We start from the raw sequence: 20,131 nt of genomic DNA on the forward strand, positions 1-20,131 counted from the left end.
TATCATAAATCTCGTTTGGCAGATGGTACAGAAATCAAAAAAGGTAAATTACGTGGTGTTGTATCAGAAGGTATGTTTTGCTCTGTTGCTGAATTCGGTATTTCTAGTGATTTGGTAAGACCGGAAGAAGCACAAGGCATTTATATTTTCCCTGAAGGCACACCAATCGGTTTAGATATTAAAGAAGCTCTCATGCTTAACGATACTGTGTATGAATTTGAATTGACAGCTAATCGTGCAGACTGCTTCTCTATGGTAGGTTTGTCCCGTGAATTCGGCATCATGACAAATCAAAAGGCTTTATTCCCAGTTATTATGGTGAATGAAAATGGTGAGTCCATCGAAGGTAAAGCATCCGTAGCTATCGAAGCACATGATCTTTGCACGCGATTTACATCTCGTCTTGTTACGAATGTTACCATAGAACCGTCTCCATTGTGGATGCAAAATCGTTTGCGTAACAGCGGCATTCGCCCTATCAATAACGTAGTAGACGTAACAAACTACGTTATGCTTGAATTAGGTCAACCAATGCATGCTTACGATTATGATTGTGTAGCGGACCATACCCTTATTGCACGTCGTGCAAAAGCTGGTGAAACACTTACTACACTAGACGGTAATGAACGTGAACTCAATGAGTCCATGCTTATCATTGCTGATACAAAAGGCCCAATCGGCGTAGCAGGCGTTATGGGTGGTCTTATAAGTGAAGTAACAGATAAGACCACGAACGTATTATTCGAAGCTGCTGTATTTAATGGACCATCCATTCGTCGTACATCTAAAGCATTAGGCATGCGATCCGAAGCATCTGGTCGTTTTGAACGCGGTGTAAACCATAAATATACAGCATATGCTATCGATCGTGCTGCACAATTGTTACAACAAATTTGTCCTTCTTGTAAGGTGAGTGTTGGCGTTATTGATGTATATCCAGAACCAGTAGAACAACGCACTGTAACTTTCACAGCAGAACAAATCAATGACTATCTTGGCACTTCTATTGAAAAAGATAGAATGATTGATATTTTAACGAAGCTTGACTTTGGCATTACTGAATTTGGCGATACCATCGAAGCACTCGTTCCAACATGGCGCGATGATGTCACTGTTATGCCTGATATTGCTGAAGAAGTGGCGCGCATCGTAAGCTATGATAATATTGCCCCTACAATTCCTGTAGCAATACTATCCTCTGGCGGTATGACACCTAAAAAAGCGTTAACTAAAGAGGTAACGCATTATTTAGCACATGCAGGTCTAAGTCAAATTATTACATTTAGTTTCATGCACAAAGATGGTCTAACGAATATGATGTTACCAGAAGGTGACAGTCGTTATACGGCTATTCCCATCTTAAATCCTATTTCAGAAGAATTCCCATATATGAGAACTACATTGGTTCCAGCTGTTATTGAAGCAGCGAAACGCAATATTGCACAACAAAACAAGGATTTATGGCTGTTTGAAACGGCTAATGTGTATGAACCAAAGGCATTGCCATTAACAGAAGTACCGCATGAACGCCCTATGGCATGTGGTATTATGATGGGCAAGGTTACAGAGGCAGCATGGAATCAAGCACAACGGGACACTGATTTCTATGATGTAAAAGGCGTAGTAGACGGTTTACTAGCTAAATTAGGGTTAACTCAATTTGATATTCAACCATCTAGTGAAAGCTATTACCATCCAGGCGTAAGTGCTCATTACACAGTCAATGGTGTAACGATTGCAAACTATGGTGAATTACATCCACAAGTGGTTAAAAACTTTGATTTGTCTGGTAAAGTGTATATGTTTGAAATCGATTTGGAAGCAATATTGTCCCTTACAGTACCACCATTTAGATATCAATCATTCAGTAAATTCCCAGGTACAAGTCGCGACTTGGCAATCGTAGCGCCAGTATCTGTTACAAGTGGTGAAATTGTAGCGCTTATTAAAGAACATGGTGGAGAATACTTAGAATCCGTATCTATCTTCGACGTTTACGAAGGGGAACATATTGAAGCAGGCTATCGTAGCTTAGCTTATAACTTACAATTTAGATCGATGGAAGGCACATTAAATGATGAAGACATCGATGGTGCAATTCAAGCGATTATTGATGCATTAGCAACTAAAAATTGTAAATTACGATAAGTCATTGTGAAAGGGTTTACCTTATGGTAAACCCTTTTATGTCTATCTATCCCCTGTTGTATAATAGAAGGTATAGGTAATGAGTCAGAAAGGATTTATTATGGAATTATTGGCACCAGCGGGTACGATGGAAAATTTTATGGCCGCCTTGGAATCAGGGGCGGATGCTATATATTTAGGAGGCAAGGTCTTTAATGCACGGGCTCATGCAGCCAACTTTGGTATTGATGAATTGCGCGAGGCCGTACGGTTAGCACATATTTTAGATGTGTCTGTATATGTAACTGTTAATATTTTAATTGGCGATACGGAACTGAAGGACCTTGAACAGTATATTAAGGATTTAGATTCTATTGGTGTAGATGCCATCATTGTACAGGACTTGGCTGTTGCAGAAATTGCAAAACGCGTTGCACCGAATATACATCTTCATGGGAGTACACAAATGACGGCGGCTACACTTGATGCGGTTCGTTTTTATGAAAGTCTAGGCTTTACACGCGTTGTTTTGGCTCGTGAATTAAGTCTTAAGGAAATTCAACATATATGCAAACATTGTAAGGCTGAAATCGAAGTGTTTGTACATGGTGCATTATGTGTATGTTACTCCGGTCAGTGCTTGATGAGTTCTTTTATCGGTGGACGCAGTGGTAATCGCGGTGCCTGTGCACAGCCTTGCCGGCTACCGTATGAATTATTGGATTCTAAAGGTGAAAGTGTATTACCTAAACATGAGGCATATTTGTTAAGCCCAAAGGACCTCAATTATAGTGAGCATATGAACGAACTCGTAGCGGCTGGTGTTACATCCTTTAAGGTAGAAGGGCGTATGAAAAAGGTATCCTATGTTCGTCAAGTGATAGGTACTTATAGAGAGATATTGGATGAAGCATCGATTCACGAAAACCAACGTAACGCATTAGCCTCTGGATTTAATCGTGGATTTTCCACAGCTTATTTAGAAGATACGGTAGGACGACAAATGATGACCGTAGTGGCACCAAATCACCAGGGTAAGCCAATCGGCGAATCATATACGAAAAAAGGGGACGTTTACTTATCTTTAACGGAGCCTATTGAAAGAGGTTCATTAGTTAAAATATTACAATCCAATGGCAGTGTTACCTATTATACGGTAGATGACGAATGGACACGTGTATCCGATACGCTGTATAAAGGGCGACCTGCAGAGGGTTTAGCAGTAGGTCAACTATATTTGGCATCTACTCCGAAAAATACAAAGTCTCGAGGCTTGCAAGAATTTACCCGTAAATATGATATGTCTGTATATCTCGGTGTAAGTTCTAATGGTGAAACAAATTATACTGAATTAACTGCCATCCTAGACTCTGGTCTTGGTGTGACTGTTACCAATGAGTATGTGCCAGCTATTGCTAATAAAGTGCCCACATCGTTAGAGAAGGTAACAGAACAGTTAGGTCGATTGGGTAATACATTATTTAGGCTTTCTTATGTAGATATTCCTGATGGCCCTTATATGTGGCCTGCTAGTGTTCTTAATGCACTACGTCGTGATGCCGTAACTGCATTAGAAACAGCGTTAATTACACATCATGTAGAATCATGGCAAGGATTGCAAGTTATAGGCGATGTAGATTATGATTTCAAGGCACAACACAGCTTATCCTATGATACTTGTCCTATGATTTCAGCTCGTGTCGATGAAATAGAAGGTGTGAAAGCAGCAATTTCTGGTGGAGCACAGAAAATCATTTTTGGTGGTGATAGACTTAGTCGTACACCATATGCGTTATCTATATATGATGAGGTGGCCCGTTTATGTGCTCAATCTGATGTGATTTGCACCTTTGCTACACCACGAGTTGTGAAAGATGATGAAGTAGAAGCATATAAACATACATTAGAGGCAATCGTACAGGCTCATCCAGATAGTATTTCTGTTCACGTTCCACAAGCATTATTATGGCTCCGTGAATTAGGATATACAGGTGCCATTGAGGCTGATACAGGTCTTAATATTTTCAATACACCTACATTACATTTCTGGGAACAGTTACACATAAGTTGTGTAAATCCATCACAAGAGTTGACCTTAAAACAAATTACAGATATAGCTAAACATAGTCAGATTCCTATTGAGACGATGGTACATGGCTATACGGAAATGATGATTTCCGAATATTGTGCTATTGCAAGCTTTGTTGGCACAGGCAGTAAAGTAAACTGTCCTATGCCGTGTGTTAAGGAATCGTATTCGTTAAAGGATAGAAAAGGCGAAATATTCCCAATTCGTACGGATCCATACTGTCGTATGCACATCATGAATAGCCATGAAATGGATATGCGAGCCTATGTACCTATGTTGTTACAAAAAGGTATTTCTATATTACGCGTAGATGGTCGTCATATGAGGCCAAGTTATGTGAAAGATATTGTATCCCAATATGTTGGCATAGCAAAGGGTACGATGGAGGCACCACCTAAGAAAATAGATTCCCAAGGCGAATCTATTACACGGGGACATTATTTTAGAGGTATTTTATAGAACGAGGTAGTACATTGTTTAATGAAGATGTATTAGATTTTATAAAAATTAAAGAAGAGTTGGCTGGTCATTGTAGCTCTATTATTGCTAAAGAAATGGCTTTAGCATTGGAACCTATGACGAATCGAGAAAAGATTCAAGAGTCTTTAGATGAAACAGCTGAAGCACTGCGCTCTTGGCAAACAGAAATCGAGCAACCTTTAGGGGGGACTCGGGATATACGTGAATCTTGTAAAAAGAGTCGTAAGGATTTTGTGCTTTCACGAGAAGCCATATGGGATGTCTATATAACAATAGGTGCCTATAAACGTATGGCAAAGTTCTTTAGAGCGAAGTATATGGAATACCCATTATTGTCTTTATGGATGCAAGACATGCCGAATATGGACCGTGTGGAACAACGGTTAAAACGTGTATTTGATGAAAAAGGAGAATTACTCGATACAGCATCCCCCAAATTAGCAAGCTTGCGAAATACGATTAGTAAGACGCGAGACCGTATTAAACATGACATTCAAGCCATATTGCATGACAAAGATAATCAAAAATATTTTCAAGAAGCGATTATTACGCAACGTAACAATCGCTATGTAATTCCTGTCAAGCAAGAGTATCGTCAATATTTTGATGGCTTAATTCACGATCGGTCTGCAACAGGACAAACATTATATATTGAACCGATGCGACTTGTAGAGCTAAACAATGATTTGCAAGAAGCTTTAATTGGTGAGGAGCAAGAGGTATTACGCATTTATAAGGAACTTTCAGCCCTTATAAAACAACATAGTAATGATCTGATGGATGCCTGTGAAAAGGTATCTCATGTTGAGTTGGTTTATGGTAAAGCCAAACTCGGTATGGCTCAAAAGGCCGTGCAGGCCACATTGAGCGAAGGGCGTGATGTAAATTTGATGCGTGCTCGCCATCCATTGATTCCTGCAAATGCAGTGGTGCCTACAGATATTCGTTTAGGGACAGATTACCGAATTCTATTGATTACCGGCTCCAACACGGGTGGTAAAACGGTGTCATTAAAAACACTTGGTTTATTATCTCTTATGAACCAAAGTGGTTTATTCATTCCTGCTGATCACGGTTCTATATTGCCGATTTTTCACAATATTTTTGCAGATATTGGGGATGAACAAAGCATTGAAGCTAGCTTGTCTACATTCTCTGCACATATGACACAAGTGATTTCTATTATTAAACATTGTGGTCCTAATGATCTTGTGCTACTCGATGAACTTGGATCCGGCACAGATCCGGAGGAAGGTAGCGCCTTAGCTGTATCCATACTTGAATTCTTCCGGCAAAAGGGAACTCTCATGATGGTTAGCACTCACTATAATGAGTTAAAGAATTATGCGTATCATACGGCAGGTATTGAGAATGGTCACGTTGAATTTGATGAGCGTACTTTAAAGCCGACCTATCGACTACATATTGGCGTAGCTGGTAGTAGTCATGCATTAAGCATTGCAGCGCGTTTAGGGCTGCCAAAGGAAATTGTCAATCGTGCACGCGATTACAAGTCTAAATTTGGTAGTAGTGAAATGGAAACTGTTCTAACCGATTTGAATGAACAACTACGTAAATCATCGGAGCGTGAACGAGCTCTAAAAAAAGAATTAGACGAAACACGTCGCATGCGGGGGCAATTGGAAAGAGAAAAGAAACAGTTCAATGAAAAGCGCAAACAGATGTTAGCTAAGGCACAAGCTGATGCGGAATCGATGAAACGTAGTCTCCGCGTAGAAGGGGAAGCCATCATTAAACAGTTAAAGGCTCAATTCTCTGAGACAAATAAGGATAAGCGCCTATCCGCCATCAATGCAGCTCGTAAAGGAATCTCTAATGTTCACGTGCCAGAGGCACCGGTGAACGATGATCGTAAAACCCTATCCATTGATGCAGTTGCTATTGGTCAAGTTGTCTATGTTACATCTCTACGATCGCTAGGTACGATTTTATCTATTAAGGGCAATCGTGTTACTGTCGATATTAATGGTTTATCTGCTACTGTAAAAGTAAATGAATTGCAATCTACTACAAGAGAAGAATCTAATAAGATTCAACGTGACAATACTAAGGCTCAACCTAAAACTCGTAAGCGAGCAGGTAGCTCTGCTGTACAACGTCAAAAAGAGGTGCGTACAGAGATTAATATTCTCGGTCAAACTGTAGATGAAGCGGTAGTTTCAGTAGGGCGTTTTATTGATCAAGCTTTACTTGGAGGTGTTAATCAGGTTCGAATCATTCATGGTAAGGGGACTGGTGCGCTTCGTGAAGGTGTTCATCAGTATTTGAGAACGTTGCCAAATGTAGCTCATTTTGAAACTGCTGGTTATGATGAAGGTGGTGCAGGAGCTACTAATGTAGTTTTAAAATAATATTGATATCATTAAGATATACAAAAAAGAGTAGATTAAAATATCTACTCTTTTTTTGGTAAAAGAAAAGAGGCAAAACGCTGTGGTTTTGCCTCAGGTATAACCTACTAGTGGTTAGCGGTCTTTCCTTTTTTCTTTTTTTGACTTAGATTGACTAGGTTTTGAATCGGATGATTCTACCTTAGATGAAGAATCATCATCTTTTGAGATTGCATCGTTTTTATCCTTATCATCCTTTTTGTCTTTGTCATCCTTTTTATCCTTGTCATCTTTTTTTGGTGCTTCTTTGGCCGGATTATAATGACCTTCGCTGACGGCTGCTTGAGCACTAGCAGGAACATTAAAGTCTGAAGCAGGAGTATTAGCTAATGCGGCTGACATAAATTGTCTCCACATCACTGCTGGAGTGGAACCACCAGTAATACCTAATGTTTCAGAACCGTAATCATCACCAATCCAAACAGCAGCAACTAAATCAGGTGTATAACCAACGAACCAAGCATCTTTTTCATCATCCGTTGTACCTGTTTTACCAGCTGCAGGTCTACCAATCGCTGCGTTACCACCAGTACCACCAGTAATAACAGATTCTAGCATATCTGTTATTATTGCAGCATCTTTTTCTTCAATGACACGTTTTTCTTGGATAGAATTTTCTTCCACAACTTGTCCATTACGATCTACAATTTTTATGATAGCTGTAGGCTGAACTTTGACACCACCATTGGCAAGTACACCATAGGCTTCTGTCATTTCTAATGGTGAAACACCATGAGTTAAACCACCAAGAGCAGTAGATAAGTTATTGTCTTCGTTCGTTAAAGTGGTGATACCCATTTTTTTAGCCAAATCAATAATCTTAGACATGCCGACTTCATCAGCAATTTTTACGGCCGGAACGTTACGTGAGTGTTGTAATGCATATCGATAAGTAATATTACCCTCGAAATTTCGTTCATAGTTTTGAGGACGCCATCCATTAAAATCGACAGGGCTGTCATCAACAATTGAACCTGGTGTTTTACCAGCTTGAATAGCTGCTAAGTATACAAATGGTTTCATAGCAGAACCAGGTTGGCGTTCTGCTTGTGATGCACGGTTAAAAGAGTCATCACCTCGACCGCCGACCATAGCAACAATATACCCATTATGTGGGTTCATAGCTACAATGGCACCTTGTGGTTGATGTAAACCATTTTTATCAGTATAAGCCGTTGGAAGATTTTGCATAGCTGCTACTGCAGCATTTTGAGCATCCATATCGAGAGTGGTATAAATTTTTAAACCATCTTTGTAGATTGCATCATCACCATATTTTTCAGAAATTTGAGCGATTACATAGTTGATAAAATAAGATGCATTATTATTTTCGTGAGTTTGTTCTTGTTTTGCAATCAAGCCTAAATCTGCTTCACGAGCTGCATCAGCTTTATCTTGAGTAAGATACCCATATTTAACCATTTGGCCCAATACAACAGCTTGGCGTTTTTTACCAGCCTCTAGATTATTAAATGGAGAGTAATAATTAGGGCTTTGAGGTAACCCAGCAAGCATAGCACATTGAGCTAATGTTAAATCGCGCACATCTTTACCAAAGTAAACATGAGCAGCTGATTGCACACCATATGCACCTTGACCAAAATAGATTTGATTCATATACATTTCAAGAATTTCTTGCTTAGTATAATGTTGTTCTATTTTTAGTGCTAATAAAGCTTCAGAAATTTTACGTTTAAGCGTTCTATCTTGTGATAGGAATGCATTACGTGCCAATTGTTGTGTGATTGTAGAACCGCCTTCGGCTACACCACTATGTACAACATTCACCCAAATAGCACGTAAAATACCGATAGGATCGATACCATGATGGCTATAAAAACGAGAGTCTTCAGTAGCTACAAAAGCATCTTGTAATTCCTTTGGTACTTCATTAATTGGAACTGGCAAACGATTCTCAGTGGAATGAACAGTAGTAATTAAATTCCCATGCACATCATAAATTTGAGAAGAAGCAGATGGTCGTACATTAGATACATCTGGCAGATTTGACATGGTAGCACTTATAAATCCACAACCACCACCAGCTACAATAAGAACAAGTAGTAATACAATCATCCAAACCGTTTTTTTAGGAGAAGCTTTTGGATTGCTCGGGGTAGGAGCTAGCTTACGACGAGCTCTTGTATTTGAGTTATTACTCATAGAGTCACCTCTTTTTTAAAGTAAATATAACGTAAAATATATTACGCAGTTATAAACATTATACCATAAATGACATAAAACAAACACTATATATAATTGTGAAAGCATACTTATAATGGTATACTATAGAGAACAGATTTTATGTAGGAGGATTTCCATGATTACAGCACAAGAACAAGTGCGCCAAATTACACATGGCGTATCTGGAATAATTAATGAAGAAGACTTAGTTAAAAAAATAGAACGATCCATTAAAGAAAATAAACCATTGGTCGTAAAATTGGGCCTTGACCCTACGGCTCCGGACATTCATTTAGGTCATACAGTGCCACTTCGAAAACTTCGTTTGTTCCAAGAGTTTGGCCATCAAGTGGTTATTGTAATCGGTGGCTTCACTGCACGTATTGGTGACCCTACTGGTAAAAGTGTAACACGCCCCCCACTTACCAAGGAAGAAGTATTAAAAAATGCGGAAACCTATAAGTCTCAAATCTTTAAAGTATTAGACCCTGAAAAAACAATCGTACGCGATAATAGCGAATGGCTGGAATCTATGAATTTTGCTGATGTACTTCGTTTGGCAAGTTCGTATACAGTAGCTCGTATGATGGAACGCGATGATTTTGACAAACGTTATAAAGAAGGTCGTCCTATCGGCGTGCATGAATTTATGTATCCATTGATGCAAGGTCAAGACTCTGTGGCATTGCATGCAGATGTTGAATTTGGCGGTACAGATCAAACTTTCAACTTACTTATGGGTCGTCATCTACAAGAATTGGCAGGACAAGAACCTCAAGTCGTTATTACTATGCCATTGCTAGAAGGCCTTGACGGCGTTCAAAAGATGAGTAAATCCTTGGGTAACTACATTGGCATCGATGAAGCACCTAAAGATATGTATGGTAAAGCAATGTCTATTCCTGATGAATTGATGATGCGTTACTTCATGCTCGTTACGGATATGTCTATTGAAGATCAAGAAGACATGGAAGAACGTTTGGAAAATGGTACATTACATCCACGGGATGCAAAAATGCAATTGGCAAAAACTATCGTTCGCTTATATCATGGTGAACAAGCAGCGCAAGAAGCGGAAGATGAATTTAAACGCGTATTCCAACAACATGCATTGCCAACAGATATTCCTGAATATGCTATTGATACACCTAGCGAAGCTATTTTCGTACCACAATTCTGTACGGATGCTGGTTTGACTGCTTCTAATGGTGAAGCACGCCGCTCCATTAAAGCTGGTGCGTTCAAAGTCAACGGCGAAAAATATGGCGAAGAAAACCTAGTTCTTGAAGATGGGATGATTGTTCAAGTAGGTAAGCGTAAATTTGTAAAAATTAAATTTAATTAGTTGATATTTTTGAGTCAATCATATTAATATAGAAACAATAGGGAGCTGATATAATTAGCTCCCTATTGTTTTAATTGAAGCTAATCTTTAATATTTTTAACACAAAAAACTTATAATTAAAGGCTATTTAGTTTAAAGTGGAGTATAGTATTGGAGAAACATTATACATGAAGAAATCGTTAGAATTATTGCTATTTAAACCTATATCTTCCGGTGCCACATATCTAATAAAAAATGAAACTATAAAATCAGCACTAACGTTATTTTGTATAGGTTGGATTACAGTACGTGGATTGTATTTAATAAATGGAATTCATGTTAAAGCTTGGCAAAGTATTCATATTTCATATCTAGATACATTTGTTGGTTTTAATTTATCATCCTATTTAATTGATTTTACTTATCGATTATTTCTTTCTATTTTGATTGCATTTATATGTTGGATTGTTATGCGAATTTGGGTTAAAGTAGACTTTTTAAAAGTTTTCATGGTAACCCTAGTAATATCTGCATTAAATTTTTTTGTTACTATTCCTAATATTTTAGTTTTTAATTTGGTTAAGAAGCTTTCTATTGATAGTCCTTTTTGGGGAAAAACTATATACGATTTTGTTCATTTTCTAGTAGGGCTATTTGAAATTTATGTATACTTTCTATTTACTGTACTCTTATACAGATTAACTAATTTAAACAAATGGAGCATAGCAATATTCTTAGCGTTATTGCTAGTAGGTATATCTATTGTTTTTAAGCCTTTAGTAGCTTTTTTCAGTTGACTATTAAATAAAGAGGAATTTAATGTTTCAAGATTCAATACGATTATTAGTACATCCTAATAAAGAGACGATACTAGATATAATTCAAAGTGTTACATTTAAAGGTGCAATATGCTTATATACGCTGGCTTGGGTTATCTTGCGAATAGTTATGGGGGATGCTGGTATTGATGTTCTTCATATTTTACCAATTCTTGATCATAAGCTAGTTTATGTTAATTACATAATAGTTTTTGTTGTAGATTATATTTACATAATGTTTAAAACTATAATATTAGCATTCTTGTTATGGTTATTATTAAAATGGTGGCATTCAACCTCATTAAAAAGTTTTATAGTAATGACAATATATTCAATGGGGCTTTGTTTTTTATTTGCTAGTATAAAATTTTATCTTCAGTTTTATTTTTTGAGTCTGAATTACTTAGATAATAATTGGAGTTTTATAATGTGGAATATTGCCGGTCTATTTGGTAATATTTTAATTTTCTATTCTTGGATATTATATTTAATGATATTGTATCGCTTAACAAATATTAATAAGTATTTATTAATCGTTTGCACTGCATTAATTTGTTATGCATTCTATGCAATGCAAATAACTATATCCATATAGTAGTTTTAGAGATGGCCGTTTATAATTTAAACGGTCATCTTCTTGTTTTTGTGATATATATTTGAAAATATGCCTATAAAAATTGACATAATTTTGATTAAGGTATACTATTTATATGTAAAAGGTTTAATGTGTTGCACTAATTACAAACAGGAGGTTCTCACATGAATCGCGAAACAGCTTATGTATTATGGTTTGATGAATTAAAACGTGAAGACGTAAATTTAGTAGGTGGTAAATCCTCATCCTTAGGTGAATTAACTTCCTCTACAAATGTACCTGTACCTTATGGTTTTGCAACAACTGCATATGGGTATCGTGAATTTATGAAAGAAACTGGCCTTGAAGATCGTATCCGTCAAGAGTTAGATGATTTAGATGATGTAGAAAACTCTGCATTACTTCGCGAAGTTTGTACAAAAATTCGCCGCATGATTTGCCAAGAAGAAATGCCTGCTGGATTGGCTGAAGCTATTCGCAAATCCTATGAAGAACTAGGTGAAAAGGTAGGCGAAAAAGATCCTTTCGTAGCTGTTCGTTCTAGTGCAACTGCAGAAGATTTACCAGATGCTAGCTTTGCTGGTCAACAAGATACATATTTAAATGTGCGTGGTGCAGATACAATTATTGAAAAAGTAAAAGAATGTTATGCATCTACATTTACTGATCGTGCAACATATTACCGTGTAAAACAAGGCTTTGACCATATGACAGTAGCGTTGAGTGCAGCTGTTCAAATGATGGTGTTCTCAAAAGCTGCTGGTGTTATGTTTACTGTAGACCTTGTAACAGGTAATGATAACAATATTCTTATTGAAGGTTCTTGGGGCCTTGGAGAATATGTAGTACAAGGTACTGTAACACCAGATAATTTCCATGTAGATAAACAAAAAATGGCTATTACTGATCGTATGATTAACGATAAAAATATTCGTCTTGTACGTAAAGCTGATGGTGATTGCATAGAAGAAATCGTTCCTGCCGACGAAGCTAAGCAACAAGTTATTTCTGATGAACAAGTATTAGAATTAGCTGAATACGCAAAAGCAATTGAAAAGCATTACGGTTGCTATATGGATATGGAATGGGGCGTAGATGAAAGAAATGGTAAAATTTGGATTCTTCAAGCTCGCCCAGAAACAGTATGGTCTAGAAAAGATAAGTCTAAACAAGTTGTAGATACAAGTGTGGCTACAACTACAGATCGTGAAATTTTAGTTAAAGGCTTACCAGCTTCTCCTGGTAAAGCTGCTGGTAAAGCACATGTCATCATTAATCCAGAGGATATTGATGAGTTTAAAGAAGGAGAAATCCTTGTTACTGCTATGACAGCACCTGACTGGGTTCCAGCTATGAAAAAAGCCAAAGCTATTGTTACAGATGCTGGTGGTATGACTTGTCATGCATCCATTGTTAGTCGCGAACTTGGTATTCCATGTATTGTTGGTACTAAGAGCCGTAGCCATGAAGCTACAACTTCTATAAAAGAAGGCCAAATGATTACTGTTGATGCAACTAATGGTATTGTTTACGATGGCGTGTTAGAAGATGTTGTTAAACCAGCTGCACCACAAGAACAAGCTGTTGTAGCGAGTGAATACATTCCTGTAACGGGTACTAAGATTTACATGAATTTAGGCGATCCAGATTTGGCTGAAAAATACGGTGTATTGCCTTGTGATGGTATCGGTTTGATGCGTGAAGAGTTCATTTGGACTACTTTCATTCATGAACATCCATTACATCTTATTGAAACAGGTCGCAGTGATGTAGCTGTTAATACATTGGCTGAAGGTATGCGTAAAGTGTGTCAAGCGTTAGCACCTCGTCAAGTAGTAGTTCGTTTAAGCGATTTTAAATCTAGTGAATACCGCGATCTTAAAGGTGGCGATAAATTTGAACCACATGAATCCAGTGCATTACTTGGCTGGCGTGGTGCTTCTCGTTACTATGATCCTAAATATACACCTGCTTTCAAATTAGAATTAGAAGCCATTAAAAAAGTACGTAATGAATTTGGTTTCAAAAATTTACAAGTTATGATTCCATTCTGTCGTACAGTTGAAGAAGCTGAATTAGTAACTAATTTGATGGCTCAAGAAGGCCTTGTACGTGGTAAAGACTTTAAAGTATGGCTTATGGCTGAAATCCCTGCAAATATTATTTTAGCGGATCAATTCAATAAATATGTAGATGGTTATTCTATTGGTTCTAACGATTTGACTATGCTTGTACTTGGTTGTGATCGTGATAATGAAACGATTCAACATATTTATGATGAACGTAATTTAGCTGTAAGAAGAGCTATTCGTCATTTGATTGAAGTGGCACATAAAGATGGTAAGACTGTATCCATTTGTGGACAGGCTCCTAGTGTATATCCAGAATTTTGTGAGTTCCTTGTTAAGAGTGGCATTGACTCTATGTCTGTTAATCCAGATGCAGTAAAAAATACTAAAAAAATGGTGGCTCAAATTGAACAACGTATGATGATGGATGCACTTACAGGTCGTGGCCGCCAAGATGTAGAAGACGTTGAATGGTAATAAAGATATACTTTATTTGATGTAAAAAAGAGGAGGCCTAATTGGCCTCCTCTTTTTCTAAATAAATACATAGGATATAATATTTATATGTGAAAGGGGGGAACGGGTGTGAAACTTTCAAAACGACAAGAAGCGATAGCTCATATTGTACGTGAAAAAGGTCCTGTTACTGGTAATGCTATAGCTGAATATTTAGATGTAACACGTTCAGCGTTGCGTTCTGATTTGGCGGTGCTTACTATGATTGGCGTTCTTGAAGCAAGGCCTAATGTGGGGTATTATTATGTTGGATTGTCGTCGAAGGATCAAACTGCTGAAGTTTTAAGATCATTTAGTGTTCGTGATATGCTTTCACAAGCCGTTATCGTATCGCCAGAGACTAATTTATATGATACGATAGTGACTATTTTTACCGAAGATGTGGGGACAATTTTGGTTTGTGAAGGTTCTTATTTGCAAGGTGTTGTTTCACGTAAGGATTTACTAAGGGCCTCGATAGGTCAAACAGATGCACATACGATGCCTATCTCTATGATTATGACACCCGTTAGTAAAGTCATTGTTGTAGAACCATCAGATTCATTGGCTGTGGCAGCGCAAAAAATGATCGATTACGAGGTTGATTGTTTACCTGTAGTTGTTAGAGAAGATGATGAGTCACAAGATAGTCCCAAAAGACGATTGAAAGTGGTTGGACGAGTGTCCAAGACAACCGTAACTAAAGCTTTTTTAGAATGTAGTACTCAAGAGGTATAAAGAATGGCAGAAAAAATTATTTATGCGATGTCAGATTCCTTAGGTGAAACTGCAGAGGCTGTTGCAAGAGCGACAGCAAGTCAGTATGATAAGGAACAAATTGAAATTGTTCGTATACCATATATTGAAGATAAAACTCAAATTGATGAAATTATTCGAGATGCTAAAAATGGCAATCACGTAATTTGTCATACAATTGTGTCTTTAGAATTACGCAATTATTTACATGAAAAAGCGGAAGAAAATAATATTCCTGCTGTTGATATTATGGGGCCTGTATTGGATGCAGTAGGTACAGTGGCGTCCACTAAACCACGAATGACAGCTGGTATGGTTCATAAACTGGACCAAGAATATTTTAAAAAGGTAGAAGCTATCGAGTTTGCTGTCAAATATGATGATGGTAAGAATCCATCTGGTTTTGAAAAAGCTGATGTTGTGATTATCGGTGTATCTCGTACGAGTAAAACGCCTTTATCCATGTTTTTAGCCTATAAAAAAATCAAGGCTGCTAACTTACCTCTAGTTCCAGAGGTACCATTGCCAGAGGAATTATTTAAGATTCCACCTAAGAAAATTGTTGGTTTGATTATTGACCCATATAAATTGAATAATATCCGCAGTGAACGATTGCGTGCCATTGGCTTAGAAGATGAAGCTAATTATGCTTCTATTGAGCGCATTAATTCAGAATTAGAATATGCTAAAGCCATTATGCGTCGTCTACATTGCCAAGTACTTGATGTTTCTAATAAATCTATTGAAGAAACAGCATCTCTTGTTATGCAATTAGTAGATAAAAATCGTATGGCTACAGGAAAATAAATAAGGGAGGCGAAAGCCTCCCTATTATTAAATAGTATATTGTTAACATTTTTTGATAAAGAGGTACTATGAATATTAGAGAACGTATAGAAGAAAGAGAAGATATGATCTTATCTCCCTATGCGGCGAGAAGCAGTATGGCATTGCGCGATATTGATGAAGAACCAGATCCACTACGTACCGCATTTCAACGGGATCGGGATAGAATTATACACAGTAAGTGTTTTCGTCGCTTAAAACATAAGACACAAGTATATATTGCACCTGGTGACCATTATAGGACAAGAATGACGCATACCCTTGAAGTAGGGCAAATTGGTCGTACTGTTGCACGTGCTCTTAGATTAAATGAGGATTTGGTAGAAGCTATTGCAATGGGACATGATGTAGGTCATACGCCTTTTGGTCATGTCGGAGAATATGCATTGCGCGATATGGTGGGCCATTTTAACCATAATGAACAAAGTTTGCGCATGGTTGAAGTATTAGAGAAACATGGCAATAGACAAGGTCTTAATCTTACAAAAGAAGTGCGGAATGGTATTCTAGGTCATACGGGACCAATCATACCATCTACATTAGAAGGACAAATTATAAGGGTTGTTGATCGTATTGCTTATTTATGTCACGATTATGATGATGCACAACGGGCTGGTATGCTAGAAGCTAATGATTTACCAGAAGAAGTGCGATTTTATTTTGGCGATACTCCGTCTAGTATGATTACGGCCATGGTGAAAGATATGGTTGAACAATCGTTGGATAAGCCAGTGATTCAGATGTCTGCTGATATTGAAAGCACGATGAATGTTTTTAGACAGTTTATGTTTAAAAATGTATATCTAGCACCTGCATTAATTCCTGACCGTAATAAGGCAGCTCATGTAGTAAAAAATTTATTTACATACTTTATGGAGCATCCAGGTGAAATAGAAACCTATGTAGAACGAAAGGGTGTGTATTCCACTGTTGATATTGTCGATTATGTGGCAGGATTAACAGATCAATATGCTATAAAGCTATTTAAAGATTACTTTATTCCCAATATTACGCTGTAATAGGGAAACAAAAAGACCGTTACCATTTGGTAACGGTCTTTTTGTTTAAGAGTACATGTACTATTTATTTTACGCGCGTGTAATTTTATTAGAACGAAGGCAGCGTGTGCATACATTTACTTTTTTTGTAGCACCGTCTACAACCGCCCGTACTCTTTGAATGTTCGGTTTCCAAGTTTTTCTTGTGCGAATGTGAGAGTGACTCACGTTCATACCGCTAGATGTGGATTTGCCACATACTTCGCAAAGGTTTGCCATAGTTTCCACCTCCAAGCTTAATCTATAACATAACAAAAGTATATTATCATAAAGCCAAGGTTTAAGCAAGTGTTTTTACTATATGCATTGATATTTTATGAAATATACTACAATATTTGGTATACTATAGCTAATATTGTAGTCGAAATCCATGAGATATGGCAAGAGAAATATAAAAATGGATATATTTTCACTATATTCATTAATTATGTTATATGTGAGGCATTATGATGAACGAAGCACTGACCTCTATTAAGGGAATTGGGCCTGGTCGAGAAAAACAACTTCATAAATTAGGCATAGATACCGTATCTAATTTATTGGCGTATTTTCCACGTTCCTATGAAGATAGACGCAAAATTTATTCCATCAAAGAATTGGCAACTGGTATGACCGCAGGTGTGGTAGGTACTGTCGTATCCATTATGGAAAAACGTCCACGGCCTCGCTTATCTATTTTAGATATTACCATTACAGATGGCACTGGCTCCATGAAGATTGTCTTATTCAATCAAGGATATAAAAAGAACTTTTACAAAAAAGGGCAACGTCTCTATGCGTATGGAAAGGCAGAATTTCAATATGGCTCTATGCAGATGAATTCTCCGCAAATAGAAAATCTTGGTCCTGATGCTATGCCCGATACAGGGATTGTCCCGATTTATCCCTTGGTGGATGGCGTTTCTCAATATGTTGTGCGCGGGTCTATTCGAAATTGGTTTGAAGCGCATCATACAATGGTTGAAATTTTACCGCCTGAAATCATGGATCGTCATACAAGTATGAAACGTTATGATGCATTTAAAGAGATGCATTTTCCTTCGAGTAGTGAAAGTTATGAAAAAGCACGATATCAATTAGCCTATGAAGAACTATTTATCATGCAGTCTGGGTTGGCTTTGCTTAGGAATAAAGAGCAGTGTCATGTAGGGCCTAAGATGGAGTCAGATGGTACATTGATGGAACAATGTAGAACGAATTTACCCTTTCAGCTAACGGGTGATCAAGAACGTGCGGTTACAGAAATTTCACAAGACATGCAAGATGAACGGCCGATGCAACGATTATTACAAGGTGATGTGGGATCAGGTAAAACTGTTGTAGCTACATTGAGCCTTGTGAAAGCCGTAGAAAATGGATACCAAGCTGTTATCATGGCACCTACAGAAATCTTAGCGACTCAACATTTTGAGGGGATAACTGAATTTTGTAAAAATTTGCCTATTAATATTGCATTGCTTACAGGATCCACACCTAAAAAAGAAAAGGATAGAATTTATGAGGAGTTAGCAAATGGAACTATTCAATTGATTATCGGTACCCATGCGCTCATTCAGGACAAGGTTCAATTTAAGAACTTAGGATTAGTTATTATCGATGAGCAACATCGTTTTGGTGTTAATCAGCGTGCGGCTTTACAACATAAAGGGGTATATCCTCATGTTTTAATTATGACGGCTACACCGATTCCTAGAACGATGACGCTATCCGTATATGGAGACTTAGCTGTATCTCTCATTAAGGAAATGCCTCCAGGACGTAAACCAGTAAAGACTTATGTGGTGGATAGCTCATATAAAGAACGATTGCGTGTGTTCTTTGGTAAGGAAATGAAAGCAGGTCATCAAGTATATGTAGTCTGTCCTTTAGTTGAGGAGTCGGAAAAACTAGATTTACAAGCAGCAGAAGAACTTTTTTGGGAATTAAAAGACTATTTCTACAAAAGTTTTGAAGTAGGTCTCGTTCACGGTCGGATGAATCCAAAAGAAAAAGATGAAGTTATGCAACTCTTTCATGATGGACGAATTCAATTGCTCGTGTCCACAACTGTTATTGAGGTTGGCGTGAATGTTCCTAATGCGACAATTATGTGCATAGAAGGGGCTGAGCGCTTTGGATTATCACAATTACACCAATTACGTGGTCGCGTTGGGCGTGGGAACATTCAGGCATATTGTATTTTGGTTAGCGATTCAAAAGGTGATGTCAGTCAAGAGCGATTGCGGTTAATGGAATCTACACAAGATGGATTTGAATTAGCGGAGCAAGATTTGTTATTACGTGGATCTGGTCAGTTGTTTGGCTTAGCACAATCTGGATTACCTGACTTACGAGTTGCTAATATTGTTAAAGATATAGATATATTAGTCACAGCACGTAATGATGTGTTGTCATATATACGTGACTTTGGTATCGAACAATTAGAAATTTGTATGAAAGAAGAATTAGAAAAAAGATTTGGTGAAAAATTTCTTAGAATATTGTATAATTAAGTGGTAGGGCTAATAATTCTATAAGGTGCGATAATACTAGGTTTTATCTAGGTTTTCCCCTTGTATATAATAGCCTATTCTCGTATAATAGAAAAAACAATATTTTTGTATCTATGGAGGTGCCATATGCCATTAATTCATGTTGAACTCGTTGAAGGTCGTACAAAAGAACAAAAAAAACAATTAGGTGAAGCAATTACTAAAGCCGCTGTAGAAATCGTAAAGGTTCCTGCAGATGCAGTAAAAGTTATTTTTGTTGATATGAAAAAAGATGACTATATGGAAGGCGGCGTATTGCGGTCTGAACGCTAATGAAAGCTACGATTATCCGTTCTAGCCTTAATGGCTAGAACGGGTCGTAGTTTTGTTTTTTATTATACGAGAAAG

At 37.5% G+C, this 20,131-nt stretch carries 14 protein-coding genes; 12 read left to right on the forward strand and 2 right to left on the reverse strand.

Annotated elements, in window-relative coordinates; genetic code table 11:
* The 3 genes from pheT to Q0E20_RS04925 all read left to right on the forward strand — a co-directional run.
* Positions 1 to 2,148: phenylalanine--tRNA ligase subunit beta (pheT, locus tag Q0E20_RS04915; RefSeq protein ID WP_295997120.1), on the forward strand; the 2,148-nt coding region annotated here is incomplete at its 5' end.
* A 79-nt stretch (positions 2,149 to 2,227) separates the two neighbouring features.
* Entirely contained in the window at positions 2,228 to 4,675 is a 2,448-nt protein-coding gene (locus Q0E20_RS04920) for a U32 family peptidase (RefSeq protein WP_295997122.1), read from the forward strand.
* Between the two features lie 14 nt (positions 4,676 to 4,689).
* Positions 4,690 to 7,068 carry an endonuclease MutS2 gene (locus Q0E20_RS04925; protein WP_295997124.1) on the forward strand — a complete coding sequence of 793 codons (2,379 nt, stop codon included), beginning with the start codon at positions 4,690 to 4,692 and terminating at the stop codon, positions 7,066 to 7,068.
* 114 nt (positions 7,069 to 7,182) lie between these two features.
* On the opposite strand, the gene Q0E20_RS04930 is transcribed toward Q0E20_RS04925, so the two are convergent.
* Positions 7,183 to 9,270, reverse strand: a complete 2,088-nt coding sequence (locus Q0E20_RS04930) for a transglycosylase domain-containing protein (protein ID WP_295997127.1) — start codon at positions 9,268 to 9,270, stop codon at positions 7,183 to 7,185.
* A 157-nt stretch (positions 9,271 to 9,427) separates the two neighbouring features.
* Here Q0E20_RS04930 and tyrS point away from each other — a divergent pair, with 157 nt between their 5' ends.
* From tyrS to Q0E20_RS04965, 7 genes are all read left to right on the forward strand, one after another.
* Complete coding sequence (tyrS, locus tag Q0E20_RS04935) at positions 9,428 to 10,636, forward strand: tyrosine--tRNA ligase (RefSeq protein ID WP_295997130.1); 1,209 nt, start codon at positions 9,428 to 9,430, stop codon at positions 10,634 to 10,636.
* 167 nt (positions 10,637 to 10,803) lie between these two features.
* Positions 10,804 to 11,412 carry a hypothetical protein gene (locus Q0E20_RS04940; protein WP_295997134.1) on the forward strand — a complete coding sequence of 203 codons (609 nt, stop codon included), beginning with the start codon at positions 10,804 to 10,806 and terminating at the stop codon, positions 11,410 to 11,412.
* Positions 11,413 to 11,434: 22 nt separating this feature from the next.
* On the forward strand, positions 11,435 to 12,028 hold the full coding sequence (locus Q0E20_RS04945; RefSeq protein ID WP_295997136.1) for a hypothetical protein: 594 nt from the start codon (positions 11,435 to 11,437) through the stop codon (positions 12,026 to 12,028).
* 164 nt (positions 12,029 to 12,192) lie between these two features.
* Positions 12,193 to 14,574, forward strand: coding sequence for a phosphoenolpyruvate synthase (ppsA, locus tag Q0E20_RS04950; RefSeq protein ID WP_295997139.1), 2,382 nt, complete (start codon positions 12,193 to 12,195; stop codon positions 14,572 to 14,574).
* Positions 14,575 to 14,682: 108 nt separating this feature from the next.
* Complete coding sequence (locus tag Q0E20_RS04955; protein WP_295997143.1) at positions 14,683 to 15,330, forward strand: helix-turn-helix transcriptional regulator; 648 nt, start codon at positions 14,683 to 14,685, stop codon at positions 15,328 to 15,330.
* Between the two features lie 3 nt (positions 15,331 to 15,333).
* Positions 15,334 to 16,155 carry a pyruvate, water dikinase regulatory protein gene (locus tag Q0E20_RS04960; protein WP_295997149.1) on the forward strand — a complete coding sequence of 274 codons (822 nt, stop codon included), beginning with the start codon at positions 15,334 to 15,336 and terminating at the stop codon, positions 16,153 to 16,155.
* A gap of 68 nt (positions 16,156 to 16,223) precedes the next feature.
* Entirely contained in the window at positions 16,224 to 17,213 is a 990-nt protein-coding gene (locus Q0E20_RS04965; protein WP_295997153.1) for a deoxyguanosinetriphosphate triphosphohydrolase, read from the forward strand.
* Between the two features lie 69 nt (positions 17,214 to 17,282).
* On the opposite strand, the gene rpmB is transcribed toward Q0E20_RS04965, so the two are convergent.
* Positions 17,283 to 17,471 carry a 50S ribosomal protein L28 gene (gene rpmB / locus Q0E20_RS04970; protein ID WP_005386334.1) on the reverse strand — a complete coding sequence of 63 codons (189 nt, stop codon included), beginning with the start codon at positions 17,469 to 17,471 and terminating at the stop codon, positions 17,283 to 17,285.
* Between the two features lie 230 nt (positions 17,472 to 17,701).
* Between rpmB and recG the strand changes: the two genes are divergently transcribed.
* Together recG and Q0E20_RS04980 are read left to right on the forward strand one after the other, a co-directional pair.
* Entirely contained in the window at positions 17,702 to 19,744 is a 2,043-nt protein-coding gene (recG, locus tag Q0E20_RS04975; protein WP_295997274.1) for an ATP-dependent DNA helicase RecG, read from the forward strand.
* Positions 19,745 to 19,870: 126 nt separating this feature from the next.
* On the forward strand, positions 19,871 to 20,056 hold the full coding sequence (locus Q0E20_RS04980) for a 4-oxalocrotonate tautomerase (protein ID WP_295997155.1): 186 nt from the start codon (positions 19,871 to 19,873) through the stop codon (positions 20,054 to 20,056).
* Positions 20,057 to 20,131 lie beyond the last annotated feature (75 nt).

The sequence above is a fragment of the uncultured Veillonella sp. genome (genome assembly GCF_934230905.1).
Lineage (GTDB): Bacteria > Bacillota > Negativicutes > Veillonellales > Veillonellaceae > Veillonella.

What these genes read in the sequence shown, in the direction of transcription:
- Q0E20_RS04920 (WP_295997122.1), top strand. Translation starts at nt 2,228, where the DNA reads ATGAGTCAGAAAGGATTTATTATGGAATTATTGGCACCAGCGGGTACG.
- Q0E20_RS04930 (WP_295997127.1), bottom strand. Translation starts at nt 9,270, where the DNA reads ATGAGTAATAACTCAAATACAAGAGCTCGTCGTAAGCTAGCTCCTACC.
- tyrS (WP_295997130.1), top strand. Translation starts at nt 9,428, where the DNA reads ATGATTACAGCACAAGAACAAGTGCGCCAAATTACACATGGCGTATCT.
- Q0E20_RS04940 (WP_295997134.1), top strand. Translation starts at nt 10,804, where the DNA reads ATGAAGAAATCGTTAGAATTATTGCTATTTAAACCTATATCTTCCGGT.
- Q0E20_RS04945 (WP_295997136.1), top strand. Translation starts at nt 11,435, where the DNA reads ATGTTTCAAGATTCAATACGATTATTAGTACATCCTAATAAAGAGACG.
- ppsA (WP_295997139.1), top strand. Translation starts at nt 12,193, where the DNA reads ATGAATCGCGAAACAGCTTATGTATTATGGTTTGATGAATTAAAACGT.
- Q0E20_RS04960 (WP_295997149.1), top strand. Translation starts at nt 15,334, where the DNA reads ATGGCAGAAAAAATTATTTATGCGATGTCAGATTCCTTAGGTGAAACT.
- Q0E20_RS04965 (WP_295997153.1), top strand. Translation starts at nt 16,224, where the DNA reads ATGAATATTAGAGAACGTATAGAAGAAAGAGAAGATATGATCTTATCT.
- rpmB (WP_005386334.1), bottom strand. Translation starts at nt 17,471, where the DNA reads ATGGCAAACCTTTGCGAAGTATGTGGCAAATCCACATCTAGCGGTATG.
- recG (WP_295997274.1), top strand. Translation starts at nt 17,702, where the DNA reads ATGAACGAAGCACTGACCTCTATTAAGGGAATTGGGCCTGGTCGAGAA.
- Q0E20_RS04980 (WP_295997155.1), top strand. Translation starts at nt 19,871, where the DNA reads ATGCCATTAATTCATGTTGAACTCGTTGAAGGTCGTACAAAAGAACAA.